The 26595-nt window shown below is 70.5% G+C and carries 24 protein-coding genes; 16 read left to right on the forward strand and 8 right to left on the reverse strand.

Features of this window, described 5'->3' with window-relative positions; genetic code table 11:
• The first annotated feature begins 20 nt into the window (after positions 1-20).
• From ACWDRR_RS18600 to ACWDRR_RS18625, 6 genes are all read left to right on the forward strand, one after another.
• Positions 21-950, forward strand: a complete 930-nt coding sequence (locus ACWDRR_RS18600; RefSeq protein ID WP_449773260.1) for a DUF4259 domain-containing protein — start codon at positions 21-23, stop codon at positions 948-950.
• Between the two features lie 95 nt (positions 951-1045).
• Positions 1046-1897, forward strand: a complete 852-nt coding sequence (locus tag ACWDRR_RS18605; protein WP_449773261.1) for a hypothetical protein — start codon at positions 1046-1048, stop codon at positions 1895-1897.
• Between the two features lie 63 nt (positions 1898-1960).
• Entirely contained in the window at positions 1961-3493 is a 1533-nt protein-coding gene (locus ACWDRR_RS18610; RefSeq protein WP_449773262.1) for a DUF317 domain-containing protein, read from the forward strand.
• A gap of 116 nt (positions 3494-3609) precedes the next feature.
• The gene (locus ACWDRR_RS18615) at positions 3610-4020 is read left to right on the forward strand and encodes a hypothetical protein (RefSeq protein WP_449773263.1); all 411 of its coding nucleotides are present in this window, start codon (positions 3610-3612) and stop codon (positions 4018-4020) included.
• A 173-nt stretch (positions 4021-4193) separates the two neighbouring features.
• Positions 4194-5006: a hypothetical protein gene (locus ACWDRR_RS18620; RefSeq protein ID WP_449773264.1), complete on the forward strand. Its 813-nt coding sequence runs from the start codon at positions 4194-4196 to the stop codon at positions 5004-5006.
• Positions 5007-5324: 318 nt separating this feature from the next.
• On the forward strand, positions 5325-5936 hold the full coding sequence (locus ACWDRR_RS18625) for a hypothetical protein (protein WP_449773265.1): 612 nt from the start codon (positions 5325-5327) through the stop codon (positions 5934-5936).
• 94 nt (positions 5937-6030) lie between these two features.
• On the opposite strand, the gene ACWDRR_RS18630 is transcribed toward ACWDRR_RS18625, so the two are convergent.
• From ACWDRR_RS18630 to ACWDRR_RS18640, 3 genes are all read right to left on the reverse strand, one after another.
• Positions 6031-6888, reverse strand: coding sequence for a DUF5655 domain-containing protein (locus tag ACWDRR_RS18630; protein ID WP_449773266.1), 858 nt, complete (start codon positions 6886-6888; stop codon positions 6031-6033).
• Between the two features lie 859 nt (positions 6889-7747).
• Positions 7748-9157, reverse strand: a complete 1410-nt coding sequence (locus ACWDRR_RS18635; RefSeq protein ID WP_449773267.1) for a tyrosine-type recombinase/integrase — start codon at positions 9155-9157, stop codon at positions 7748-7750.
• Positions 9158-9267: 110 nt separating this feature from the next.
• Positions 9268-9909, reverse strand: a complete 642-nt coding sequence (locus ACWDRR_RS18640; RefSeq protein WP_449773268.1) for a hypothetical protein — start codon at positions 9907-9909, stop codon at positions 9268-9270.
• 93 nt (positions 9910-10002) lie between these two features.
• On the opposite strand from ACWDRR_RS18640, the gene ACWDRR_RS18645 reads away from it, so the two are divergent.
• Complete coding sequence (locus ACWDRR_RS18645; protein ID WP_449773269.1) at positions 10003-10449, forward strand: helix-turn-helix transcriptional regulator; 447 nt, start codon at positions 10003-10005, stop codon at positions 10447-10449.
• 152 nt (positions 10450-10601) lie between these two features.
• On the opposite strand, the gene ACWDRR_RS18650 is transcribed toward ACWDRR_RS18645, so the two are convergent.
• From ACWDRR_RS18650 to ACWDRR_RS18660, 3 genes are all read right to left on the reverse strand, one after another.
• Positions 10602-11204 (reverse strand): 3'-5' exonuclease, encoded by a 603-nt coding sequence (locus tag ACWDRR_RS18650; protein ID WP_449773270.1) that lies wholly within the window; start codon positions 11202-11204, stop codon positions 10602-10604.
• A 63-nt stretch (positions 11205-11267) separates the two neighbouring features.
• Positions 11268-13220 carry an ABC transporter ATP-binding protein gene (locus ACWDRR_RS18655; protein ID WP_449773271.1) on the reverse strand — a complete coding sequence of 651 codons (1953 nt, stop codon included), beginning with the start codon at positions 13218-13220 and terminating at the stop codon, positions 11268-11270.
• Positions 13221-13486: 266 nt separating this feature from the next.
• Positions 13487-13990 (reverse strand): TauD/TfdA dioxygenase family protein, encoded by a 504-nt coding sequence (locus ACWDRR_RS18660; protein ID WP_449773272.1) that lies wholly within the window; start codon positions 13988-13990, stop codon positions 13487-13489.
• 455 nt (positions 13991-14445) lie between these two features.
• On the opposite strand from ACWDRR_RS18660, the gene ACWDRR_RS18665 reads away from it, so the two are divergent.
• The 8 genes from ACWDRR_RS18665 to ACWDRR_RS18700 all read left to right on the forward strand — a co-directional run bounded on the left by ACWDRR_RS18665 (position 14446) and on the right by ACWDRR_RS18700 (position 23682).
• On the forward strand, positions 14446-15612 hold the full coding sequence (locus tag ACWDRR_RS18665) for an aldo/keto reductase (protein ID WP_449773273.1): 1167 nt from the start codon (positions 14446-14448) through the stop codon (positions 15610-15612).
• Between the two features lie 33 nt (positions 15613-15645).
• Entirely contained in the window at positions 15646-16893 is a 1248-nt protein-coding gene (locus ACWDRR_RS18670) for a methyltransferase domain-containing protein (protein WP_449773274.1), read from the forward strand.
• Between the two features lie 119 nt (positions 16894-17012).
• Complete coding sequence (locus ACWDRR_RS18675; RefSeq protein WP_449773275.1) at positions 17013-17732, forward strand: uracil-DNA glycosylase family protein; 720 nt, start codon at positions 17013-17015, stop codon at positions 17730-17732.
• 91 nt (positions 17733-17823) lie between these two features.
• Entirely contained in the window at positions 17824-18600 is a 777-nt protein-coding gene (locus tag ACWDRR_RS18680; protein ID WP_449773276.1) for a nucleoside 2-deoxyribosyltransferase, read from the forward strand.
• A gap of 162 nt (positions 18601-18762) precedes the next feature.
• Positions 18763-20544, forward strand: coding sequence for an AMP-binding protein (locus tag ACWDRR_RS18685; protein ID WP_449773277.1), 1782 nt, complete (start codon positions 18763-18765; stop codon positions 20542-20544).
• Positions 20541-21677 carry a beta-ketoacyl synthase N-terminal-like domain-containing protein gene (locus tag ACWDRR_RS18690; RefSeq protein ID WP_449773278.1) on the forward strand — a complete coding sequence of 379 codons (1137 nt, stop codon included), beginning with the start codon at positions 20541-20543 and terminating at the stop codon, positions 21675-21677. Before ACWDRR_RS18685 ends, ACWDRR_RS18690 begins: the two co-directional genes overlap by 4 nt.
• Positions 21674-22690, forward strand: a complete 1017-nt coding sequence (locus ACWDRR_RS18695; protein ID WP_449773279.1) for a beta-ketoacyl synthase N-terminal-like domain-containing protein — start codon at positions 21674-21676, stop codon at positions 22688-22690. The genes ACWDRR_RS18690 and ACWDRR_RS18695 overlap by 4 nt, the downstream gene beginning before the upstream one ends.
• Complete coding sequence (locus ACWDRR_RS18700; protein ID WP_449773280.1) at positions 22687-23682, forward strand: alpha/beta fold hydrolase; 996 nt, start codon at positions 22687-22689, stop codon at positions 23680-23682. The genes ACWDRR_RS18695 and ACWDRR_RS18700 overlap by 4 nt, the downstream gene beginning before the upstream one ends.
• Before the next feature lie 77 nt (positions 23683-23759).
• On the opposite strand, the gene ACWDRR_RS18705 is transcribed toward ACWDRR_RS18700, so the two are convergent.
• Complete coding sequence (locus tag ACWDRR_RS18705; RefSeq protein ID WP_449773281.1) at positions 23760-24149, reverse strand: hypothetical protein; 390 nt, start codon at positions 24147-24149, stop codon at positions 23760-23762.
• Positions 24150-24721: 572 nt separating this feature from the next.
• On the opposite strand from ACWDRR_RS18705, the gene ACWDRR_RS18710 reads away from it, so the two are divergent.
• Positions 24722-25825 carry a phosphotransferase enzyme family protein gene (locus ACWDRR_RS18710; protein WP_449773282.1) on the forward strand — a complete coding sequence of 368 codons (1104 nt, stop codon included), beginning with the start codon at positions 24722-24724 and terminating at the stop codon, positions 25823-25825.
• Positions 25826-26002: 177 nt separating this feature from the next.
• Here the strand turns inward: ACWDRR_RS18710 and ACWDRR_RS18715 are convergent, their stop codons facing one another.
• Positions 26003-26524 carry an NUDIX domain-containing protein gene (locus ACWDRR_RS18715; protein WP_449773283.1) on the reverse strand — a complete coding sequence of 174 codons (522 nt, stop codon included), beginning with the start codon at positions 26522-26524 and terminating at the stop codon, positions 26003-26005.
• Between the last annotated feature and the right edge of the window lie 71 nt (positions 26525-26595).

Genomic DNA, 26595 nt, shown 5'->3' on the forward strand with positions numbered 1-26595 from the left:
CCACAAGGAGCACCGCACCGATGGGTTCCTGGGGAACCGGCCCCTTCGACAGCGACCACGCGGCCGACTTCGCCAACGAAGTCGACCGCGCCCGCCCGCACCAGCGACACACCGTCATCCAGCACCGCCTGACGCGCTACACCGAAGCCGCCGAACCGGACGACTACGTCCAGGACGAGGCCATCGCAGCCGCCGCCCTGGTCGCCGCGCAGTGCCCCGGCGGCCTCGCCATCGAAGGCGCCTACGGCCCCCAGAAGCCGATCCCCGAACTGCCCTCGCACCTGCGCCCGCTGGCCACCACCGCGCTCGACCGCGTCCTGGCGAACGCACAGTCCACCATGGGGCGCTGGTTCCAACGGGAGTCCGCCGAGCAGTGGCTGGAGGGCGTCGAGCACCTGCGCACGCTGCTCGACCCGACGACCCCCTACACCACCGCGTACGTCCCCGGACCGCTCCAGCCGCACGAGATCGGCACCCGGACCGTCCACGAGGCGTTCGGCGTCGACCGCATCCGATACCTTCCCGGCGCCGGCGAGCCGGGCCCGCGCGGGATGCTCGTCCGTCAGCTCAACCAGGCGGCACTCAAACTCGACGCCGCCCAGAGGGATCTGCTGGAGGCTGTCGACACCTCCCTCACCCACCTGGACTCCGTCCGACGCGACCTCCAAGGGCTCGCCGACGGGGAGATCCGCGAGGTCCACAAGAACAGTGCGCCGGCCTTCCTGCTGCACACCGCCCTCGGCGTGCCCCTGGCCGCGCGCGCCGAACGCCACCAGCGCCTGGTGGGACTGATCGACCTGTACCGGGAGCTGTCCGCGGCCCCCTCCGCGACCAACAGGGCCACCGCAGCCCGAACCCGCAGCACCCTCACCCCGTCGGCCCCTCTTGCCGCCGAGACGAACGCGGCCGGCCCCGGCCGTACCGGGCCGCAGAAGCCGCACGGGCGCTGACGACCGCGCGCCTGCGCCCCGGCGGTCCGGTCCGACCAGGCTCGCCTTCGAGCCCACCGGCCCAGGCCCCGCCCCACCCCCACCGCTCGACAGGAGTGCCCATCACCGACACCGACACCGGCTTCGACGAGCTGCTCGACCTTGACGGCCTGGCCCCGGCCACCAAGGACGACGCGGCAGCGGAGTACAGCAACGCCCTGAACGCGGCCTCCTACACCGTGATCTCCCAGCACCACGCCCACGGGCGGCTCATGAACAACGGCGTGAGCAGCAGCTACCTGGTGGTGCGCGACAACTCGGCCACCGCGGGCATGCCCGGCGACCCGCACTATGTGGCCATCCACGTCCGGCGGGACCGGACCGCCGGGCTGTTCCACTACGAGAGTTCGCCCCACCCCCTGCCCGTCCTCGCCCAGCACTGGCTCATCCAGCGCGGCGCCGACACCACCGCCATCGCCGCCCTGGCCGGCCACCACAGCGTCCCGGCGAACGCGGAGACCATCGCGCTGGAGCACCGGATCCGCTCCAGCGGCGACGGGCTCAGGAGCGACGCCTCGTACACCAGGAACCTGACCTGGGATCCGGGCTGGAAGCCGGGGGAGGCGTGGCGAGGGGACGACCAGCTGGTGCACGACTGGTACACCTGGGTGATCCTCGATGACTCCCTGGCCCCGGACGGCAGCCCCGTCCGGGTGCTGTTCGAGGACGTCGACGTCCCCGCCGGCACCTACACCCTCACCGAGGGCTCCTTTCCGGATCACGAATCCGCCGATGAGTGGACCCACGATCCCCGGCAGCCCCTCCCGCACGCTTCGGCGGTCGTGCCCGCCCCGCCCCGGACCGCAGCCGCCACCGCCCGCTCCACCGGTCTGCCGAGCCCGGCCATCCCCGACCCGGCCCCGGTGCAACCGGAGAACGTCGCCCGGGGGCGGACGCCCGGCCGCTGAAGATCGCCCGAGCCAACCCCGCCCAGCCCCAGGAGGCCCCCGATCGCTGAACGACCCACGAAGGTGGTCCCCCGCCGGCTGGCCGGCCCCGGCCAACCCGGAGCAGTCTGGTCCGCGCTGATCCGGCGCGGCTGGCAGTCAGTCGACTGGCTCCCCGAGGGCGCAGGGCTGATCTCCCCGAACTACGATCTCGTCCTCGCCGCCGCCGAGCGCGACGACCAAGCGGTCTGGAAGATCACCGCCCACCCGGACACCCCGCTCAGCCCAGCGCGCTGGAGCACGTCGCTCACCCGCAACACACCCGCCGAGATCCTCGTCGACACCCTTGCCCACCTCACCAACATGCGGGGCCGCGACCGCCGCGCCGCACTCGAAGGACCGCACGACCTGCAAGGACTCTTCGCCTCCGCAGCGCGGGCCGGATGGGAGGAGACCCTCATCGACGGCTGGGCCCATCTGCAGTCACCCGACTTCGGGCCTGAGCAGGTCGCGATCTGGCACCACATCGCCGACGGCTGGGCACCCGGCCCCGACGGCCAGTCCGCCACGGACATCGTCGTCGGCGGGCACACCTTCGAGGACGCCGAGGCGCACGTGTGGCGGGCGGAGTTCTCCCGGCGGGCACCGGCTCATCTGGTCGCCGCCGTCCTGAAGGCGGCGCTCTCACCGAAGCCCGTCAGCCGGCGACCGGACGAGATTCCCAGCCTCTACCGCTCGGCGATCACGACGGCTGCAACCGCACCGACCGAAGACCCCCGCCCACCGGGCAGCCCGGCACCCGACGACCCCGCAGCGGCCTGCACACCGATCTACGACTGGGACTTCACCGACGACGAGCTCGGCAACCACCAGTTCAACAGCCCGTGCCACCGGGTGACCGTCCTGGACACCCCAGAAGACCGCCACGACGTTGCCTGGACCAGCCGGTGGTCCATCACCGCCGCGGGAGACAAGCCGATCGTGTGGTCCGGCGACGCGACCCCTCTGCGCTGGACGGCGATGTTCACCACCCACACGCCACCGACCGTCATCGCCGCAGTCACCTCGGCAGTCCGAGCGACCCTCGAAGACCTGGACACCCTCGAAGTCCTCGACGACTTCGAGACCAGCCCGGAGCCCAGCTTCACCCCCAACCGCACCTACCGGCCCGACCCAGTCCCAGGCAGCCGAGACCCCGACCTCGCCCACGCCCGACTCCGCCTTCAAGGCTGGGAGAACTCCGACCGCCCGAGGGCAAGGGCCAGCCGAATCCCCGGTGGCGACATCGAACTGTGGTCGGTCTCCCAGACCGAATCCAGCACCCTCGACGTCGTACCGGGCCCCGCGAGCTGGACCCTCGACGGCGGTAGCCCACCGAACCTGTGGACCGCGACGTTCAGCCCGGCCACACCGACGACCCTCGTACTCGCCGCTGCCCGCGAAGCAGCCCGCCTCACCGAGCCCGGCCCATCACCACCCGGCTCCGCGCCGCAGCTCGGCCTGTCCGCCGGCCGTGCCCAGGCCGCCCGCACCAGGACAACCCACCGCTCGCCTGCGGCAGAACCCACCGAAGCCGCGATGAGCTCCACGCCCACCGGTCGCCGCCACGCCCTCTGACCTTCGCTCCCATACGAGGAACCCTGAACCCCACCCATGCCACCGTCCTCACCTTCCTCGCCCCGCTGGAAGACGGCTTCGCCACCGGCCGCCAGGCCGTCGCCCGCCGGGGCGGCGTGCTGGTCACCGCCGAACTCGCCCAGGCCGGCATCCGGGACGACACGTACAACGGGATCCGGATCCGAACCGTCCTACTGGAGAGCGGCGCCGAACTGGGCGCGAACAAGTTCGACTTCGACGCCCACGGCACCGTTCCCCGACCCGGCTTCGTCCACACGCTCCACGACCTCGACCGTCTGCACCAGTTCGGACAACTCGACCCCGAACCTCTGCGCAGCGCGATCGGCCAATACCTGGCCCTCTACACCGACCCCCCGCAGCAGCAGCCGCAGCAGCACCGCACCACACCGGCCGCGACCATCCGTGCCGACGCGGCACGCACCAGGACAACCACTCCCGCACCTGCCGCAGCACCCGCCGGAGCAGCGACGACCACCGGCCCGACCGGTCACCGCCGCGCCCGCTGACCACCCAGCACCGACGGCACCCGCGCGCCCAGCCGGGGCCTCGCAACGGGAGCAGTACTGCCGCCGGCCCCCACATCGGACCGAACGAGGAAACCCTGACCAACACGAACGCCGACCTGCGCACGATCGAACGGATCGCCCGCGCAGCCCATCACCCGCCGGCGCAGCGCATCATGATCCGCGGCCTCCTCGACAGCCCCGGCGGATACAGCGCCCTCGCCGTCGCGGTGACCCGCGGTGAACTCCGTGACGCCGCGCTCGCCGCCGTTCGCATGCTCATCGAGCACGAGATCGACGCAGGCCGGCCCTGGCCAGCCGAAGCGGCACGGTGGCTCAGCCGCGCCAACGCGGACTGGCAGACCAGTGCAGCCCTGGCCAACCATCTCTCGTGGTACGCGCGTTGCCGACGCAACAGCGCTCTCGCCCACCTCACCGGCACCGACCACCTCGCCCAGCCCGGAACCGACCGCGTCCACGCCCAGGCGCTCCGGCACATCCACCTCGTCGGCCTGCGCTTCGACTTCCGGTGCCGCGGCATCCAGCAACTTGTCGACCAGACCCCGCAGCGCGAGCGCGCCCGCTGGGATCCGTACACTCGCGCCCTCGCCGCGTTCGCCCTTCTCGGAAGCTCCGCTCCCGACGCCCTCGAAGAGATGGACCGCAGCCTCGCCGAGGCCGGCGACAACCCCCAGGTCTGCCACGCCCTGCTCCACGGCCTCTGGCTCGGCGACGGGTTGCCCGACCAAGCCGAGCACATCCTGAAGCTGGCCGCATGGCCCACCTTCGACGACGGCGACCCGATCATGCTCTTCCGCACCGCTACCGCCTGGCGGAGCCTCGGGCGCCGAGCGGAAGCCCTGGCGGCGATCGACAGCGCACTCGAAGCCCTGGACCCGAACCAGCCCGAGGCCCACGCCGACCTCGTCCGTGAACGCGCTCTGATCACCGCACTGGCCCAAGCACCGCAGCCCCACTGCGGACACTGACCACCAGGCCCCGCCCCGCGCGCGGAGTCGCCACTCCCTGAAACAGAGGATCACCATCGAACAGCCGAACCCCCAGGAACGTCAGCCCGCCGCCCCACACCCCAGCCTCGCCGGAGGCGAGGCAGGCCGGACCTACCAGCGCGACCTGAGCCGCTGGGCCGCCCGCCAAGCTCACATCCAGCAGGCCCTCAACTCTTCCCCCACCCCGCCGGCCGAACCACCTGTCACCCCACCACCCCGCTCCCGCCGGCGGTGACCGCAGCCCCGGCGGACCGTCTACCCTTCGAGCCGGAGCCGTTCACCACGGAGGGGGGCGAAGTGAGCACGATCCGGGTCATGGCGTTCGCCGGGGACGAGCCGATGGTCGAGTACGTCCAGGGGCTGGGCTACCAGTTGCGGACGGTCCGCCGCCGCTGGAACCCCACTGGGCGCGGGGATCCCATCAGGATCGAAGTGATGACCCCGGGCACGGCCGCGGAGGCCCTGGAGGCTCTGCGCGCACCAGCCGATCTGATCGTGTTCGCCGGCCATGGTGGCTTCTCGGACGACGGGGTCGCCTGGGTTGGAGAAAACGTGGCCGACACCAGGCGGTGGATCAACCTTGATCGTCTTCGAGGGAGTCGAGGCGGCTTGCGCTGCCACGGCCTGGTGCTCGACACCTGCTCGAACTACGAGGAGTTCGCCAAGCGGGTCGAGCCCGCGCTGGACCAGCGCGCCGCGTACTTCGGATGCGACGGGAAGAACCTGTTCACCCACGGGCCGGTGTTGGTATGGGACCTGCTTGCCCGCCTGACCGTGGCAGAGAACCCGGAGATCGACGCGCAGAGCGTCATCCAGGCAGCGAATGCCGCTGTGGAGGCAGCCGGTGGCGTACTCCGGGGCGGTGACGCAAAGGCGTTGAAACGCTGGAAGGTGCGTCTGCTCGGCTGAGGCGAGCCCTGCGGAACCAGTCCTCCTGCGGATGGGCCGAACGACAGCGATGGGCCGTACCTCTTTCGGGGTACGGCCCATCACCCTTGACGGACTACGCAGCGGCGGCGTAGCTCGTGTGCAGCAGGGCCATCGACCGATCGAGGTCCTCCACCGATCCGATCCGGACCTCCAGCTCGCCCGTCCCGAGGTGGCCGATTCTCCGGACGTCCCGGGTCCAGCCCGGGATCAGCTGGACCGTCGTCGGGTCCACGCGCAGGAAGACGACCAGAGCCTGCGCCTGCGCCAGCACCCGGACGCAGGCGAAGTTCCGCCGGCGGCGGTAGGCGACGTAGTGCTGCAGTGACACCGAGTGGCCCTCGCCGAGGTCGAGCAGACGCGCGTCAAGCTCGTCATACAGCCCGCGGACCTCGCCGCTGGCCTGCGCGAGAACATCAGTGACCGTCCGACGGCTGGCCGAGACCGGTCGCGCAAGTTCCGACCGCCGACCCAGCAGGGTGCCGCACCCGCCGGCGACCGATGCCGCCAGCTCAAGCGTCACCAGGTCGTCCCCGTAGCGCCGGTAGACCACCATGTCGATCCGGTGGTGGGACATCCCGGCCGCCGCCAGGTCGTACCGGGTGAAGTCCGCCGCGATGCAGACCACCCGCGGGTTGCTCCAATCCACCTGCTCGGCGGCCTCGGCGCCGAGCCGCTTCTCGACGAGCGCCTCGAACTCGTCGCGGTGCTCCACCAGCCACGACAGGTAGAACAGCCCCTGAGCGAGGACGGACTCGCTGCTCGTGCGCTTGTACTCGATCAGCACCGGGCTGCCGTCCTCGTCCAGGCCCAGGCTGTCGATCCGGCCCCGGTGCACCGGACCAGTGGAGTACTCGCTCGCCAGGAAGCGAACGCCCAGCATCTCCTCCATGTTCGCCTCGACGAGAGCCTGGAGGTGACGCTCCAGCTCCACGGTGTCACCCTCGACACGACGAACATCCCCATCAGAAACGCGGAACACCTGCAGACCCGCCACGTACCCCCCAGCACATCATCCGCCGGCCCTCCCGGGGATGAACCGGACAAGATACATGCCAGAACCAGGACAATCTAGTGCTTGTTGCGTTTATCGCACTTGGTTGCGATCGGGAATACGGCCAGCGCGAGCCAGCGAGGGGACGGGCACGGTTACACGGAGGCGTCATCGCGTCTGCCTCCCTGGGCTCAGGCGGCGCCGCGGCGAGGCAGATCCACCCACCGCAGCCGTAGCCGGCCTACCCCTGGAGGGAGATCGCCCAGCGTGACGGTCGGAGAACAGCGGTCTAAGCTGGACGTTAGGAAGTTCTTCGGAGCACGGGGTGCCCGCGAAGTGCCCGGGACGTTCGGGCACCCGTGGGACGCGTGGCTCCACCTGGGACTCACCGGCACACCCACGGGTGCTCTGATCAGGCAAAACTGGGATTCGGAGCGGCCCGTTGGGACTGGTGGGCACGCAACCGAGCCCACTCGTAATGCGTAGGTCATGGGTTCGAATCCCATAGGCGGCTCACCGAGGCCCAGGTCAGATGCTATCTGACCTGGGCCTTTTCATGTCCACTGTCAATTCAATGGTCTAGTCCATGGCGCGTACATGTCAGGAAATTGCCCGAAACTTGCCCGGAGCCTCCGAGTGCTGTCGAGGCCGATTCAGCGGGGCCTCGGCCGCCGCGCTTCTCGGCATCCATCGCACCCCGTTGCTCGGTGACGGAGCGTGAAATCTTCAACCGATGCAGCCTCCTGAAACGACAGCGCCCGCCAGGAAGAATTTCCTGGCGAGCGCTGTCGGCAAAGGGTCAGGCGACGACGATGCCGGGCCGAGGGTAGACCGCCTTGCGGCGGGGGACGAGCTTCACGACGGCCTCGGCCGCCTCACGCGCGATTTCGTCCAGGACGGTCTGGTAGATGTCGCGGGTGATGGCCGTGTCGCTGTGGCCGAGCATCTCGGACACGACCTTGGGGTCGATACCCGCCAGCAGGGCGAGCGTGGCGGCCAGGTGCCGGAGGTCGTGGAGTCGGACGGGCGGCAGGCCGGCCTCCTCCACCAGGCGGCCGAAGAGGTCGCTGACCTTGCCCGGGTGGAGCCAGGTGCCGTCCTCCTCCACGAACATGCGGCCCGTGTCGGCCCACCCGGGGCCGAAGCGGAACCGCTCCGCCTTCTGCCGCTTCTCGTGGTGGACCAGGACGCTGGTGGTGTCCAGGTCCAGAGCGACGATGCGAACACCGCTGGCGGTCTTCGGCTCGCCTTCCAGGACGCTCCAGCCCAGCTGCACGAGCTGGGTCTCCACCGACAGGGACCGGTTGTCCCTGTCGAAGTCAACCCAGCGGGCGCCAACGCCCTCGCCGCGGCGCGGGCCGCGGAAGCAGAACAGGTGCCACAGCGCGTAGAGCCGGTGGTCGGAGACGTGGTCGAGGAAGATGCCGGCCTGGTCGGGGGTCCAGACCATGACCGGGGACGGCTTCTTGCCGGTCCGCTTCCACTCGGCGATGCGGGCGGCCGTCCACACCAGGGCCTTGGGCTTCGGCGCGGTCGTCAGCTCGACGTGGTGCGCCGGGTTGAAGACGATCAACTGCCGGGCGATGGCGGCGTTCAGCGCACCCCGCAGGGTCGCCTTGATGTGGTGCTGTGAGGACAGCCCCGTCACCCGCCGGAAGGGCGGCATCGCGGCGATGGCCTCGCGGGCGGTCCGGCGCGCCGCCCGGCCCTCGATCAGCTTGAGGTCTGCGACGGCCTGGTGCCGCTGAGCGTTCTGCTCCACGATCTCCACATTGGTCGCGTCGATCCCCTCGAACATCTCATCGAGGTGCTCAATGCTCAGCTGGTCGAGCCGCCGCTCACCAATGCGCGGCTTGAGGTGGCAGCGGACGTCCACCTCGTAGCGCGTCCACCCCGTAGGCCGGAGCTTCTTCTTGCCCTTGAGCCAGAAGTCCAGCCAATCGCCGACCGTGATGCGGCTGGTCAGCTTGAACCCCGCCCGCAGCAGCCGGGCGGTGTTCTCGGGGGCCGGGAGCGGCGAGCGCTCCTTCTGGCAGAGCATGATCAGATCACTGACGCGGGCCAGCGCATCGGGATCGTCCTCGTCCGCGAGGGCGAGGAGAGCCCGGACCCGGTCCAGCTCCTTCTGCGCCTCCTTCGACGTGTCGAAGCCGGTGCGGCGGAACTGGCGGCGCTTGCCGTCGGCGTCCGGGGCGACCTCCTGACGCACGGACCACTTGCCGTGCGTGGGGGCCCGGAGCTTGGGGCAGGGGTTAGACGCGGTGTAGAGGGCGCCGGTCTTCGAGTCCCGGCAGTAGCACGCGCGGGTTATGGAGCCCTTCAGTTGGGCACCTCCTCTTCTTGGGCGACAAATGCGAGGTGCTCCGGCAGCGGTGCCGGGTGCAGGTCAAGAGCGCGCATTCGTTGGCGGGTATCCAGCAGGCGTCGACAGTCCTCGTGGGCGATCCGCTCCATCTCGGCTGCCTGTCGGGTCAGTTGGTCGTATCTGTCCGAGCCGACGGAGGACTTGCCTGCCTGCGCCCGCCAGTCTCGGGCAGCGCGCGTGGAGATCGTCGCCGTCTGCACGTCCACCTCGTGCTCCCGGAACATCGCCAGCGTGGAGCGCGGGCTGCCCTCCGGCTCGTTGTCGGTGACGCCCTCGCCGGTGATCAGCTGAACGGCCGCCCAGCTGGATAGGCGCAGGTTCGGCAACAGGTCGATGCTGGCCTCCGTCCCGAGCGGCACCAGGAGGGAGGCGACGGGCAGGTTCAGCGCGGCGGCGAGCGCGAGGACCTCTTCGACCTTCAGGCTGCCGCGTCCGGCCTTCTCGATCTTGTTGATCGCGGTGGGCGGGATCGGCACGCCGAAGTCGGCGCAGCGCCTGGCGACCTCGGGGGCGGACAGCCCCTGGCGGGTGCGCTCCCCGCGGATGGCTTCGCCCACGCGGAGGGTGAGTGCGGTAGGGACCGGCTTCGTTGTCATGGGAAGCAGCATAGCTTGGCTTTTCGCTGCTCCGCGAGCAAGTGTGGTAGAAGTTTCTCCGACAGAGAACATCCCGCACGGGGGAGTGCTGCTTTGAACGACATGACAGCGAGGGTGCGTGCCAAGCGCTTCTCCCGCGAGGCCCTGGCGCAGCTTCCCCCCGCGCTGCTCGTGGCGGACGCCAACAAGCTGCTGGATCTCACCCGCAGTACGGGGTACCGCATGATCCATGAGGGCACCTACCCCTGCGCCGTCCTCAAGGTCGGTGACCAGCACCGCGTCGTCACCGCGGACCTCCTGCGAGTGCTGGATCTTCCCGACCTGCCGATCCGCCGGCGGATGGCCAGCCTTCCGCCGGCCATCCGCCTGCCCGACGCGAACGAACTGCTCAGCCTGAGCCGCACCACCGGCTACAAGCTCGCCCGAACCGGCCAGTACCCGTGCAGCGTGCTGCGGGTGGGGTCTGAATACCGCGTCCGCAAGCATGAACTTCAACGGCTCTTGCAGGTAGGCGACTTGCCTGCTGAGGCGGCTGCATGAGCGCCGGCAGTCCGCGTGCCCACCAGCGGGGCGCGAGGTGACCGAAGCGAAGCGGACAGGAGCACGCCTTCCCTGCCCAGTCGCAGTCGGCCGCTGACCTGGTCGCCGGTGCTGTGCGAGCGCCAGAAACACGTCCCCAGCAGGGGCTTTCATTACCAGAGCCCTTGTTGTTCATCCACCGGCCTCGGGCGCAGGGCAGGTGGAACTGCAATGGCCGTCAGGTCAGCCCAGGTGTCCAGGCGTTCGGCAAGGGCGAGGAGTAGCAGGGCGGTTGCGTGGGCGTCGTAGGCCGCACGGTGCCGCAGCCCCGCCACTTCGGCCAGCGGTACGGCGACCGCCTCGATCAGCGCATCGAGGGTGTGGCGTGCCAAGTCGGGACGGAGAGCCCTGGCCAGGCGCAGGGTGCAGATCACCCCGGCGGGCTCCCACCCAGGCAGCAGCCGGGTGAGGAGCCGGTAGTCGACGGAGGCGTTGTGCGCGGTGATCCACGCACCGCTTAGGTCGGCGCGTACCTGGTCGGCGATCGTCTCCCAGGTGGGCGCGTTCGCGAGGACTTGGTTGGTGAGGCCGTTCAGGGCGGAGGCTCGCTGCGTGACCGGGTTGGGTGGTCGCACCAGGCTCTGACGGATTGCGTCGGCGCGCGCCGTGCCGGCGGTGATCGGGACGGCGGCCAGCTCGACCAGGTCGGGCGGGCTCGCACCGGAGCCTTCTGTGTCTACAACCAGCACCTTCGGCGGCCAGGTGTGGAAGTCCATGCGCTGTTCCTCGTGTGGGCCGGGGCGGGCACCTGCGGGCGCCCGCCCCGGCGGTGGGTGCTGCTACTCGGCGGTGGTTCGCTGGGCCGGGACGGTCCGGTCCTGCTGGAGGTCGAGCAGCTCCCGGAAGAGGCCGTCGGGCCGGTCGGCGAGCTGGTCCCAGGTGCCCGTCTGCACGATCCGGCCCTGGTCCATGACGACGACCCGGTCCGCGAGCCGCGCGTTGGCCAGGTTGTGGGTGACCAGGAGGGTGATCCGGCCGTCCGCCAGCCCGCGCAGGGCGTGCAGGATCTTGTGCTCGGCGCGCGGGTCGAGGTCGGAGGTCGGCTCGTCCAGGATCAGCAGGCCCGGCTGACGGACCGTGCGGTAGAACGCACGGGCGACCGCCGCCCGCTGCCAGCCGCCCCCGGACAGTTCCGCCCCGCCCATCCAGCCCTGCGCGAGCAGGGTCCGCCAGCCCGACCGCAGCCGGGACACGATCTCGTCGAAGCCGGTCAGCGCGGCGGCCGCCACCACCTGCGGGTCGGGGGCGCCGTCGTGGTGGCCGAGGTGGATGTTCTCGCCGGCCGGGAGCGGCCAGCGGGCGAACTCCTGCGGCACGCGGGCGACCTGCCGCCACATCGCCTCGGCGTCCAGGTCGCCGATCGGCACGCCGTCCCAGGTGATCGACCCGCCCCCGGGCTGGGGCACGTACAGGCCCGACAGCAGCTTGAGGAGGGTGGACTTGCCGGAGCCGTTCTGCCCGATCACCGCGACGACCTCGCCCTGGGTGAGGGTCAGGTCGATGCCGCGCAGCGCCGGTTCCTGCTGCTCGCCGGGGTAGGTGTAGGTCAGGCCGGCGACCTCGATCGTCTTCGGCGGGCCGGGCACGGCGTCACCCCGGGCGATGCGGTGCCCGCCGGCCTCGTCCAGGAACCGGAAGAAGTCGTCCAGGAACAGGCCCATCCGGTACAGGCGGGCGCCGTTGCCGACCATGCCCTGCACGCCGTTGCCGGCGGTGCGCAGCGCGAACGTCGCCGAGCCAGCAGCCGCGAGGCCGATCCGGCCAGTGGACACCATGTACAGCAGGGCGCCCCAGATCAGCGCCGCCCCGGCGCCGGTACCGACCGCGGCGAGCAGCGACACCCTCGCGGCCGCTCGGCCCGCGCCGTCCGTGGCGGCGACGATCCGCGCCTCGGTCTGCCGGTACTTGTCCAGCATGTGCGGGGTGACCTGGTCGGAGCGGACCTGGTCGGCCCTCCCCTTGTCGATCAGGTACCAGCGGTAGATCCGCAGCGCCTGCCGCTCCTCCCCCGTCATCACCGAGGCGAGGTAGTGGATGCGGGCGGTACGCACCGCCGCGACGCCGGTGGGCACCGAGCCGAGCAGCAGGAACGGGACCAGCAGCGGGTTCAGCGTGGCCAGCACCCCGGCAGCGGCGACCAGCGAGACGGTGGAGGCGATCACGTCCTGCGCCGCGGACAGCAGGTCCGGGGTGGTGGCCGCGCCCCGGTCGGCCGCCTCCCACCGTTCCCCGTACGAGGGTTCGTCGTAGGCGGCGAGCTCGGCCGAGCAGCCGGCCTCGATCAGCGCCATGTCCGCCTCGCGGTTGATCCGGGGTGCGACCTGCCCGGACAGGGTCGTCACGGCGATGGCCAGGACGGCCCGCAGCCCGGCGGACAAGGTGAGGACCGACAGCGACGGCGCGGCGGCCCGCAGGTGCGCGGCAACCGGACCGGGGCGCAGCAGCGCGGCCAGGGTTCCGGTGGTCGCGTACAGGGCGAGCGCGCCGAAGATCCCGGAGGCGGCCTGGCAGAGCAGGAGCAGCAGGGTGGCTCGTCGGTCCGCGGCCCAGGCGAGGGCCAGGGCGCGACGGACCAGTTGGGGCAGGCGGCGCACCATGGCGCCGGTGGAGATCGACTCGCCGGCCTCCCGACGCTTGTCGCCGTAGAAGTGGGTGCGGAACTCCTCCGCGTGCTCCTCGTCCTCGGGCGGGGCATCGGCTGCTCGACTGTGGGTCGCGCTGGTCTCGGTCACATTGCTCCCTGGTTCGGCGGGCTGGGCGGCAGGTGTGCGGGCAGGCCGGACCACCGGGCCCGCCTGGCGCGGTTGGGCGCGGTCAGCGGGTTCGAGGGTGGGCATGCTCGGGTCGCAGCGGTGCCGTGCGGCAGGCTGCGGAGAGTGGGGCTGCTGGTGCGGACCCTGATCCTGACAGGGCGATCTCGGGCCGCCTGGCGTGTCTGAGCCGGACTCACTCGATCCGGGTAACTCGCCGTCGCCTGCGGCGCGTTTATGGATGTCGATCAAGCAACTCCTGCCGACCGGATACTCATGGCTGGCCCGATCGGCGTTCTGGGGATCCACTTGTCGCTGTCGCGTGCAGGGGAAGGACAGACCCTGGCCGTGAGCCGCCAGCCTCGCTGCGCCGAGGAACTTCTGCGCACCCAACCCGAGCTCGTCCTCGAGGCCCTGACCAGGTGGCACACGGAAGGGCGCGCCACGGCCACCGAACTCACCTTCAGCAGGAGCGCGCGGGCGCCGGTGGCGGGGTGGACGGGGGCGAGGGGGAGAGTGACCTCGGGCAGTTGTGTGAGGGTTCCGGATTGGGTGGAGGAGCGGCCGTCGGCGGCCTCGGCCTGCTGGGCACCGAGGTGCTGGGCGGAGTGGACGGTGCTCAGGCCGTCGACCCGTTCCCGGAGGTCGGCCGGCAGCGCCGCGTAGGCGCGGGTGGCGTCGGCGAAGCGCGTCTCACCACCCTCGCCGGGCGTGATGACCGAGTACAGCAGGGTGGCCTCACTCGCAGTCACGGATAAAGGTTCCTCGGGGCGTGAAACCGGAGCTTCAGAGACCAGGGTCACGACGGGGTGCCTGACGTCCGAAGCCCCGGTGGCTAGGGGTGAATGGGGGACAGGGGCGACGCCCCGGCACGTCGAATCATCAGCCTGCCCTCCCGCCATCGGTCGAGCCAGAGGCACGGGGGCTCATATCGAGGGTCATTCAGTTCCGCCTTCCACCACGCGGCAGGCAGCCTCAAATCCGGGCATGTCAGGGCTAATTGCTTGTAGGTGGGTCGTCTCTTCTTGGAGATGACCCCCGATATGAGCCGGTGGGCAGCTGGACTTCCCGTTCGGACAAATGTGACGGTGAGAGCGGGGCTGACAGAGCCGTGCTCCGCCCCACTTCTCTCCAGATTCCCCGGGCCGCTGCTGCCTCGTCGCTGTGCTGCACCACGGCGATCCGAGCCGGCGCCCTGTCCTTCGCGATGAGAGCGAGCCCCGTCGTGACCGCTGCACACTTGCCCCGGCGACGCCTGGTCGCCGGATGGGACGAGCACCCTATCGGCGTTGGTTGTCGGCCCATCGGGGGGCCGGCAACCAACCTGGGCCACGCCGCAGGATGGGCCTCCGTCGACGACGACTGCGCGGTTGATGCCCTCCGGCGCGCTCGTGAAGAGGGAGCAACTGTCTTCGACACCTCGGACGTCTACGGACTCGGGCACTCCCAGAGGCTGTTGGGCCGCATGCTTGCCCAGGTGCCCCGCGAAGGCATCAGCATCACCAGCACGGTCGGGGCCTTCAGGGGCACCAGCGTCAACGCCTACAGCTCCCTGAACCTGCACGGACAAGTGGAGCAGAGCCTTGAGAACCTCGGCGTGGAATCGCTGGATGTCCTGACGCTGCACCACACCGACTTCGGCCCTCGCGATCAGTACCTCCAGGAGGCGCGGGAGACGCTGGAGGCCCTGCGTGACCTCGGCAGGGTCAAGGCACTCGGGATGAGAGCGCCGAACCGGCTGGCGGCAGGTGCCGAGAGCTCGGGCGACCGCCACCAGGTAAGCGCGGCCCGGTTCGCGTTCCTCGTCCAGCAATTCGACCCCAAGGTCATCACCACCCCCTTCAACCCCCTCAGCCAGCCACCACCTGAACACGGGGCCGCCGACAGCGAAGAGGACGAGGACATCTTCAGCTTCGCCCGTCGCCACGGCGTCGCCACCATGATCACCGAGCCGCTGGGGCTGGGCCTGCTCACCGGCAAGTACCGTCCGGGCACGGCCTTCGGCCCCGGAGACGTCCGCTCCCGCCTCACCGCGCCGGTCCTGGACGCCGTCCAGCGAGGACTGCAGCCCCTGCGGGACCGGTTCGGATCCACCCCGCAAGACCTCGCCCGGATCGCCCTCCTGTACTGCCTCCGACGCTGCCCGGACTCGATCGTTCTGACCGGATTCACCAGTCCACAGCAGGTGGCCCTGAACTACCAGGGCCTCAAGACCGCGCTGAGCGAACCGGACTACGAGTTCGTCGACGCCGCGTACGCGGCCATACGCGCCGAGCTGGAGGAGGTCGGCCAGCCGCCCCGCTCCAGCGAGGCGGCGTCCGTGCCGTGCATCCCCGGAGCAGGCCAGCCTGCCCACATCCCCGAGGAGCGATGACGCCCCATGCGCGCCGCAAAGGGGGAGACCCCCATGAACCCAGACAGCACCTACTGGATGAAGTACGCCATCGGCCTCGCACAAGAGACGCCACCGCCAGGCCGGCGGGTCGGCGCCGCGCTCGTCTCCGAACACGGTCGGCTGATCTGCTCCGCCTTCGAGGGCGAAGTGCACGGCGCGTCCTGGTTCCGCATTCTGCGGCGCAGGGTCCAAGAACTCGGAGTGTCCAGCGCGCACAGCGTCTATCTGACGATCAACACCCTTTCGGCGGCCGGGTCGTTCGAGCTGGCCGAGCTCTTGAAGGAAGTGCGGATCGACAGGGTGTACATCGGTCTGCCGGACCCCGCGCTGACGAGCTACCTCGGTGGCGATCCCGCCACTGAGCGAGGCCATGCACTCCGTTTCCCCGACGATCTGCAGCGCGAGATCCTGGAGCAGAACCGAGACCTCTACGCGGCGAGCGGGCAAAGCATCGAGTGCAACCCCCACTACTCCACACATCGCATCAGTGAAGCCGTGTCCACCGGGCTGAGGTCGATGGGATTCGAGCTGTCCAGGGGTGATGTCAACGCGAACAGGGGGAGGTTTGCGCTCGCCTCGCTCATCTGCCAGAGGTATGAGATCGAGCACGAAGCTGCTGATCGCGCCGTGGGCGACGCACTGTCCGGAGCGTTCGACGCGAAGTACGGCACCTATGACTACGCGTACGACGCTCGTGCTGCCAACGTGAGGTGGGCCGACGACTTCATGTCGGTCTACAGGAGGTCGTCGGCAAAGCCCCTGTCCGCCGTCAGCGTCCTCAACGTCGGCGTCGGCGCCGGCCAGGAGGCAGCAGCCCTGTTCTCCGACTGCCCGCGGATCACCTTCGCCGATATCGCGGAAAGCGGCCTCGCCAACATAAGCGGACGCATTCCCCATTCGAGAACCGTCGTCTCCAGCGCTGAGGATCTTTCCGCCCTGCCGAACGACAGTTTCGATCTGTATGTCTCCTTGAGGACGTACAACTCGTCCTTCTTCGACACGTCCGCAGCGGCCCGGGAAGCGCACAGAGTACTGAAGCCCGGTGCGGTGATTATCGTCTCCGTGGCCAACGGGTTTCTGTATACTCAGCGCGGCTGCGTCGTGCCGGGACTGATCATCCCCGGAACTGAATTCGTCGACCTCTACCGTGGAATGGAAACGGCGAACCTGATCGGCGCGGAACTCGAGTGCGCTGGATTCAAAGATGTTCGAATGCTCCCAACAAGTACCGAGATCTACCTGTCGGCGGTCACCGTCTAACGCCTCCACCCGCCCGGCCGGCCGCGGTCGCGACGTCCCGTCAGTTCCGCGGGAAGGACAGCAGACGGCCGGGGCGATCGGATGGGCCTGGAGGGGCGACGTGAAGAAGGGCTTCTGCAATGAACGGGCGAACGACGGTTGCCGATCGCATCCTGCAGTTCAACGAGGGACTCGCGGATACGACGCTCGAACTGCCCCCCGGGTTCAGGGTCGTCAACCCTTTCAGCGGCCCCCAGAAAGAGCGCGTCCGCGAGGTGGCGACCGCGTTCTACCACAGGTACTACGCCGACGACATGCCCCGCCGGCTGGTCCTGGGCAGCTCGCCCGCCCGGCGGGGTACGGCCGTGACCGGGGTTCCGTTCGAGGACGCGAAGTTCCTGGAAAGCGACACGGGAGTCGACGTCGGCGACGGCTATGCGGTGAGCCGGCCCTCCGCCGGGTTCCTGCACGACGTCATCGCGCGCTACGGGGGCCGCGAAAAGTTCTACGCCGACTTCGTCATGAGCTTTGTGTGCCCGCTCGGCCTGGTGAGAACGAACCCCCAAGGAAGGGAGGTCAACTGCAACTATTACGAGAGCAAGAAGCTGATGGAGTTCCTGCGAGCCTTCCTCGTGGACGCCCTGGAGCGCCAGCTGGAATTCGGAGCTGACACTTCGGTTTGCTACTGCATCGGTAGCGGCGAGAACTTCAAATTCCTCTCGGCGCTAAACGACGGCCGGGGCTACTTCGAGAAGATCGTTCCCTTGGAGCACCCGCGCTTCATCACGCAATACAACGGCGGGAGAAAAGAAGAATTCGCCGAGAAGTACCTCAGTGCTCTGCGCGGAGATGGCGATTAACCGCGGCGCCCTCCGTAGCACCTTCCCCGGCCGGCTCCCCGGTTGAGGGCTCCCAACGCGACGGATCGAGAAGAAGGAGAACAGCACAGTGGTGTCAGAAGGCAGGGTCCTGGTTCACTTCGGCCCGGAAGACGTCAGCGTCCACCGCTCCCGGGGCGGCGGGCTGCAGCTGCTCGCGAGGGAACGGCTTCCGTTCGGGGCGGGCCTCGCCGGCGAGGCGCTGGCGGAGCGCGTCGGCGAGTTCTGCGCCGGGCTCAAGGAGTACGCCGAGGCCGTCGACAACAAGAGCACGCGGGTGCACGCCACCGGGGTCTTCCAGCAGTTGCCGCAGCCGGAAGCGGCCGCGCTGGTCAACAGCGTCTACGTCGACACGGGCCTGTACTTCAACATCGTGGGGGCCGAGCTGGAGCGGTTCTACCTGGACACGGCCCTGGCCGCCTGTGGTTCGAACGACATGGTGGACGGTCTGATCCGGCGCGAGTTCCGGACGGCAGTCGTCTGCGGGAGCTTCCAGCAGTCCCTAGCGCCCATCGAGGGCACCATCACCCAGCTGCGCGAAACCGGCACCGAGGTGCTCAGCCCCCGCAGCACCAGGATCAAGCCGGAAACCGAGGGCACCGACTTCATCCTGTTCGACTACCAGGACCTGCTGAAGAACCACCGCGACACCTGGCGGCACAAGTACGTGCACATGGACGCGTTCCGGCAAGCCGACGCTGTCATCGTGTGCAACCCGGGCGGTCGCGTAGGAAGCGGCACCGTCTTCGAGCTCGGCTTCATGTCCGCGCTCGGCAAGAGGGTCATCTTCACGGAGGAGCCCCTGGGCGTATCTGTCTCCTTCCCCTGCGAGGTGGGCCTGGGGGCCTGAGAACACCCGCTGGGGGCTGCCGCACCCCACCCCGTTCCGGCATCTCCGCCCGGATCGCGTCTCGGCGAACGGCGCAGTCCCCGAAGCAGGTCTTCGGCTCGTCCACTCCGTCCACCCCAATCCCGCTTCTCGGCTACGAAGACAAGGAAAGGACCCTCGCCGGTGGAACACATCGACATAACGCGCGACAGGCTGCGAGAAATCGTGGCATCTGTCCTTGAGGTGGACAAGGAAGCCATCGAGCCGGGTGCCCAGTTCTATGAGGAACTCGGCATGACCTCCTTGGAGAAGGTCGAGGTCGTGGTCACGGTCGAGCGCGAGTTCGGACCCCTGTCCGCCCAGGAAGCGGCAGCCCTCACCAGCCTGGACGCCGCGGTGGCCGTGCTCGGTGAGCGGGCGAGGAGCTTCCAGGGTCTCGACCTGATCGATCGTCTAGTGGCGGGCCATGTCTCCGCCGGCCGGGGTGACCGGGCCAGCTACCTCGACCCCCAGGCCGGGGAGATCACCTACGCGGGCCTCCTGGAGGCAGCACGCGGGTACGCGGTCGCCCTGCGGGCCGCAGGAGTACCCGAGGGCACCCGCGGCCTCCTGGTCGCCGACGACTCCGTGGCGACCGTGATCGCCGTCCTTGGCCTGTGGTGGCACGGCTGCGTCCCCGTGGTGATCAGCCCGGTGCTCACCGACGACGAAGTCCGCTACATCGCCGCCGACTGCGCCGCCGCGATGGTGCACCTGGACGCAGCTCCCTCGCGGCAGCGCGCCCTGGAGGAGCTGTTCGCCACGACCACCCGGTTCGCCGGCGCGGACGTCCGCGCTGGCCTGCCGACGGCCGAGGCCGGCCCCGCATACCGCCCGCAGGAGGCCGGGCCCCCGGCCGCGTGGACTGCGGGGAGCGAGGCGCTCGTGCAGTACACCTCCGGCAGCACCGGCATGCCCAAGGGGGTGCGGCACTCGGCGGGCGCGATTGCGGCCATGGCCGACGGCGTCGGCACGGTCCTGGCGCTGACCCCGCAGGACACCGTGCTGTCCAGCGCCCGGATGAGCTTCGGCTTCGGCTTCGGCAGCTCCGTCCTGTGCCCCCTGGCGGCCGGCGCCCGCGTCGCGCTCATCAGCGGCACCGTCGACGTCCACTCCCTTACCGCCGCGCTGCAGCTCCACCGGCCCACCGTGCTGTTCTCCGTCCCGCGGCTGTACGCGGCGCTGCTGAACACCGGGACGGCGCTCGCCCCCGGCACCGTCGACTCCGTGCGGCTGTGCGTGGCGGCGGGCGAGAACCTGCCCGGCCCTCTCGGCGAGCGGATCCGCGCCGCCTTCGGCGCCGAGCTGCTCAACGGCCTCGGCGCGACCGAGGTGCTCTACATCGTCGTCGGCACCCCGCCGGGACAGGATCGGCCGGGGACCTTCGGAGTGCCGGTGCCCGGGACCACCGCGACCGTCCGCGCGACGGACGGCACTCCCGTCGCCGACGGCGAGCAGGGACGGCTGCACATCGCCGGCCCGACCGTCGCCCTGGGCTACATCGGCCGGCCGGAAGCCGCGGCGGCGACCTTCGCCGACGGCGGCGCCTACACCGGCGACATGGTGCGCCGTGCGCCGGACGGCACCTTCACCCACCTGTGCCGCTCCGATGACGTGCTCAACCTGGGCGGCTACAAGGTGGTGCCCAGCGAGATCGAGAGCGTCGTCCGCGGCGTCGACGGGGTCCAGGACTGCGTGGTGGTCGGCGGCCGCGACGCCGACGGCCTGGAGCAGGCCGTGGCGTACCTGGTGGCCCGGCCTGGATCCGACCAGGCCGCGGTGCGGCGCGCCGTGCTCGCCGCGATCCGCAGCGGCCTCGCCGCCTACAAGCGGCCCGCCCGTCTGGAGTTCCTCGACCAGCTCCCGACCACCTCGACCGGCAAGGTGGCCGCCTTCGAGCTGAGGAAGGCGGCCACCCGACCGTGACGTGGGACATCACGGGCATGGCGGCCGTCGCCAACATCGGCGCCACCCCCGGGGAGATCTTCGCCTCGCTGTGCGCGGGCCAGGAGAGCCGCGCGCCGCTGAAGGCGTTCGACCCGGACAAGTACCGGGCGGCCTACGCCTACGAGATCGACGACCGGCCCGAGGGGGGCGGCGACCTGCCGCGGCGCGCCACCCGCTGGCTGACCACCGTCGTCCGCCAGGCGGCCGCCGACGCGGGCCTGGGCGAGGACCTGGCCCGGGTGCCCGTGCTGGTCGGCACGACCATGCGCGAGCAGCGAAGCCTCGAACTGTGGTGGCGCGACGGCGCGCAAGTCGCCCCCGAGGACCTGCACTTCGGCACCGCCCTCAAGGCGGCCTTCGGGGCGTGCACCACGTACACCTTCGCCAACGCCTGCTCCGCCTCGCTGTACGCGCTCGGCATGGCCACCGACATGATCCACCTCGGCATGGCCGACACCGTCGTCGTCGCGGGCACCGACGCCGCCACCGAGAGCGGCTTCGGCACGCTCGACCGGGTGCAGAACGACCTCCCCGACGCGCTGCGCCCCTTCGACACCACCCACAAGGGCATGCTGATGGGGGAGGGCGCGGCGGCCGTCATCGTCCAGCGCACCGGCACCGGCACCGAGCCCGTGCACGCCCGGGTGCGCGGCGTGTCCATGAACTGCGACGCACACCACGCCACCGCGCCTGACCCCGACGGCATCACCCGCGCTGTACGGGACGCCCACAGCAGAGCAGGGGTGCGCGCGGAGGACATCGACCTGGTGATGCTGCACGGCAGCGGCACCCCACTCAACGACGCGACGGAGTCGAGCGTCCTGCGCCACATCTTCCAGGGCGCGGGCGCCGGTCCGCGGATGACCGCGATCAAGGCGATGACCGGCCACACCATGGGCGGCTCGGGACTGCTCAGCCTCATGATGGCGGTGCTCGCCATGCAGAGCGGGACGGTCCCCCCGGTCCTGGGCCTTTCCGATCCGATCCCCGAGGCCGCCGGACTGCACCTGGTGCAGGGCGCCCCCGCCGCCGTCGACCTGAGCCTCGCCCAGGTCGACGCGTTCGGCTTCGGAGGGATCAACGCCGTCGCGATCGTGGAGGCAGCCCGATGACCGCGACGAGCACCTGGAGGTGGGCGGATACCCGGGAGGTCGTCGTCACGGGCATCGGGCTGGCGCTGCCCGGCGTCGCAACGCCCGGCGACCTCCTCGGACCGCTGCCGGCGCAGGGCGGCTTCAACCCGGCCACCGGCCTGATCGGACGCGAGCTGCGCCACAAGGACCGCGCATCCCGGCTCGCGCTGCGCGCTGCCGGGTCCGCCCTCCACGACGCCGCTCTGGCCGACGCCGACGGCATGTTCACGGGCGCGGCCGACCAGACCGCCGTCGTGGTCAGCACCAACCTGGGCAATGCGGACAGTGTCTGCGAAGCCGTCGACACCATCGCCACCGCGGGCGTCACGGGCCTCAGCCCCCTAGGGCTGCCTCAGACGTCCAGCAACGTCATCGCTGGCTGGGTGGCCATCCGCTACCGGCTGCGCGGCCCCAACCTGACCCTCAGCAACGGCACAACGAGCGGTCTGGACGCCGTGGCCTGGGCCCGCCACCTCATCGCCGCCGGCCGCGCCGAGGCCGCCGTCGTCGTCGGCGTCGAACCACGCAACCACGTGGTGACGAAGATCCTCGGCGAGCAGTCCACCGACGCGGCGGTCGCCGTCGTCCTGGAAACCGCGGACGCAGCCGCCTCCCGCGGCGCACGGCCCCGAGCGACGATCACCGGCTACGCACGGACCCGGAACCTCACCGAGGCACTGGCCTCCACCAGCGCGACCGCGGAAGGGCCCGTCGGACTGTGGCTCACGGACGGGGCGGAATCCGCCGGCGCCGCGGCGGGCCGCCTGCTCGAAACCGCACGCCGGATCGACCTGGAATCCCAACTGGGCCCGCTGTCCGGGGCGCTCGGCGTCCTGCAGTGCGCCGCCGCGGCCGCCCACCTGGCCAGCGGCGCCACCGGCAGCGTCCTGGCCACCGCCGGAGGCCCCCGCCACGGCGCGACGGCCGCCCTGCTGCTGACCCCGCCGCCAGCCCGTCTCCCGTCCACGCAGGAACGAGGACAACACCCATGACCACGACGAGCGTGACCATCGAAGAGCTCCGCGCCCTGATAGCCGACGTGCTGGAGACCGAGCCCGCAGAGGTCACCGACGATGCGCACTTCGCCCACGAGCTCGACATCGACTCGCTGCTGATGCTGGAGATCTCCACCCGGGTGAGCGCGTACGGTGTCCCGGACAACGCCGTGGCCGCCAGCGGCGTCACCACCCTGGCCGGGCTGCACGCCTTCCTCACTTCGAAGCTCACCGGCGAGACCTCGCCCTCCCCGCTCATCCGGCCCAGGCCGGTGAGCGACCCAGCGGCGCGCCTGTTCCTGTTCCACCACGCCGGCGGCTCGCACCTGCTCTACCGCAGCTGGGCGGAGCACTTCCCCGAGGACTGGGAACTGTGCCTGCTGGAAGCGCCCGGCCGCGGCAGCCTCCAGGCCCTGCCCCTGATCGAGGACTGCGACCAGCTAGTCGACTACTTCCACGCCGCTATCGCACCCCTGCTCGACCGGCCCTTCGGGTTCTTCGGCCACAGCATGGGCGCCCTGATCGCCTACCAGCTCACCCACCGACTCCTCCATGAGGCGGAACCGCTCCCCGCCTGGCTGGGGGTCTCCGCCTACGGCGCCCCAGAAGTCGACGCCGGCGGCAGCAGCCCTCACCTGATGTCCGACGACGAACTGCGCGCCTGGCTGCGCAACGGCGGCGGCAGCCCACCGCAGCTCCTCGACAACGACGACGTCTGGCGCAAGTTCGCCCCGGTGTTCCGCAGCGACTTCAAGCTCGTGGACACCTCGGCTGCGCCCCGCGACCCCGAGCCGCTGCCGGTCCCGCTCACGGCGTTCACGGGCCGGACCGACACGCTGATCGGCGAGGACCGGCTCCTCGCCTGGCAGGCGCTCACGACTGACTTCCGCGGACTCGAGAGGTACGAAGGCGGGCACTTCTACCTGCTGGACCACCCGCAGCAGCTCACCGCCGCCATCACGGCCGCGATGCGCTCCACATGCCTTTGAGTCCGCTCGCGCCAGCGCGCCACCCGCCAGACGACCAGCCCCGACGGGGCGGCGGCGCAGGGCGCGGTGGCGGGCGTTCAGGCGTCGGGGTCGACTTCGGGGTGCGTGAACCGCACAGGCCGGTCCAGCGACCGGGCGTAGGCGATCTCAGCCCTGGTGCTGACACCGATGTAGTTGCCGACCACGAGCACCTCATCAGACAGAAGGATCTTCGACTGGTGCAGTGCGTCCAGCCGAACCTTCAGCGCTTCGGCCTCGACAGGGTCGGACCAGAGCGGGTTCGGATTCTTCAGGTCGCAGCCCGGCTTGACGACGATCTTCCCGGCCTCGGTTTCCCGCACCTCGGCCTCGGCCATCTCGGCCATGAAGCGGGTGGAACCGCAGATCGCGACGATCCGCGGGAGGTTCAGCTGCGCTTTCGCCTCGGCGAGCCTGTCCTCGGGGGTGATCACTTGCGGGGACGACACTGTTCCTCCTGGTGGTGCTGCCCGAGGTATGCCTGCGGCGACAAGTACGCAGGCGCCCAATGTCGCTCTACGGCGAACCGCGAACACGCCTGCGCCCGCACTCTATGCGACGATCATCTCCGCACGGTGGTGCTTCGCCAGTCAGCCACTCGGCCGCAGCCCGTCCAGCGCGAGGCCGCCCTGGCCCCCTCCGCCACGAGGAACCGGCGACGACGCCTGCCGCAGCCGCCGCCTCAACCAGCCGCTGCCTCCCCACCGTCGCGCCCCGGCTTCGGCCTCGTCTGCCGATCCCCTGCCGGCAGCTGGCGGCGGTGCCGGGACTAGCCGGAGGCTACCGCCACCCGAACGAGCGAAGAACGACCAGCGGACCGCGTTGACGGAGGCTCCCCATTGGGGAGGACCCCGGCGGCATGCCAGCCCCGGCTCGCTGAACACGGCCAGGCCGCCTGTCGGCCGTTGAGGATGTGGCTGGAACCGGGGTGGATGCGGTCGCCTCACCGGCACCGCGTGCCTGCGCTGCGCCTACGCCCGCCCTGATCGCCGCGGCTGCCCGCTTACTGACCATGACCGCTGTGCATGTCGACGAGGAGATCATGTCCACCGCCTCCCACCAGCCGGGCCCCGGCAGCCCCGCTGCCGCCGCCACGCAGGAGCAGATCGCGGCGCTCGCCGAGACGCTGGTGCTCGCGTACGGACTGCACCCGGCGGAAATCACGCGAATCCCGGAGGGCACCGCGACGGACAACTACGCCATCGTGGACCAGACTGGCCGTCAGCACTTCGGCAAGGTCTACCGCATGGGCAGCAACTTGGACCTGGAGCTGGCGTCGGTCGAGCTGTCCGAGTACGCCGCCGACGGGGGTGTCGCCACCGCGCGGGCGACCCGCACGCGCGAGCATGAACTCATCGCGGCCCATGGGCGGCTGCCGATGTCCCTGTGGTCGTACGTGCCGCATACAGACACCGCCGAGGGCACCCTGACCGGTGCACGGTGGGCAGCCGTCGGCGCGGCGATGGGCCGTCTCCACGGCCGACTAGCCACCCATCCCGCCGCCGCACCCGCCCTGGAAGCCGGTGCCGCGATCTGCGACGTCGGCACTGCCCGAGATCGCTTCGCCAGGCTGATCTTCGCCTACCAGCACAAAGCGAGGCTGGGGGAGTTCGAGGCTTGGGCTCTGGAGGCGGCGCGGGAGCGGCACGCCGTCCTGGGCGACGTCGAGAGCGTCCTCGCGGGGCTTCCGCCGCTGACGGTCCAGGTCATGCACGGCGACCTGGCTGGTCCGAACGTCCTGCTGAGGAACGACGACGTCGCCGCGCTCGTGGACTTCGGGCCCCCCACGCCCGGCTACCTCGCCTGGGAACTCATGCGGCTGGGCTGTGACCCAAAGAGCTTCCAGTCCCACGGCGTCGAGAAGTGGCTCACGGGCTACACCGACCTCGCCCTCGCCTACCGAGACGCCAACCCCATGGCGCCCGCGGCCGACCTCCTGTCCTCGGTTCGCGTCGGCTGCGCAGCCATGCTCTGCTCGGCCTTCCCGCTGTCGGCGCCCGTGGACCGGCCCCACCTCGTCGACGCCGCACTCGAGTCCTACGCGCGGGCTCGGCACGCGGCCGCGCTGACGATTCTGGAGCAGCTGCCTACCCTGGAGGAGGTCCTGCGTGACGCCCTTCGCTGAGCCGCGGACCCTCGCGGCCGGCGCGCTCGCGCAGCCCGCACTCCTGGACAGCGGGGACAGCGGACTCTCCTGCTCCGCCCTGGCCTGCCGTACCAGCAGCGTTTCAGGGTCTGCTGAGGGCGCGGCCGACGCCCGGAGAGCGGAGGCGGCCGTGGAGGGTCGAGGGCGGGGCGGCGATCATCTGGTGAGCTGCTCCACCTGGAGCAGCTCGTCGGGGTTGACGTCGATCGCGGCGATGTCGGCGAGCCACTGCATCCACACCGGCTCGATGCCGGGCGCGGCCTCGAACGCGGTGTCCGTTACGCGTCCCTGCGCGTAGGCGACCGTGCGGTCTGCCAGCTCCTGCAGGGCCTCGGGGGCGATCCAGCGAACGTTCTTCGTCTCGCGGGCGCTCGGGGTGAGGTCGCCGGTGACGGTGGCCTGGTAGACGGTCCAGTCGTGGCCGGTGCCGCGGGCGCCGGGACGGCGGCGGCATGGGTTGTCCCGCCAGCCGCCGGTGACGCGGGTGAGGCTGGTGACGGTGAGGCCGAGTTCTTCTTCGACCTCGGCGCGGCCCGCGGCCTCGGCGCCGCCGTGGTCGTCGAAGTGCCCGGCGGCCGACGCCGCGCCGACGGGGAAGGTGGCGCGATCGAACATGAGGTAGCGGCCCTGGTGGTCGGTGATGATGACGCCGACCGAGGTGTTGTCGCACGATTTCATGGTCTGGCTCCTGACGGGCGCTGAGCATCACCGGCGTGCCGTGGCACGTCCGGCGTTGCGGACGACCGGGC

The sequence above is a fragment of the Kitasatospora sp. NPDC003701 genome (genome assembly GCF_053587085.1).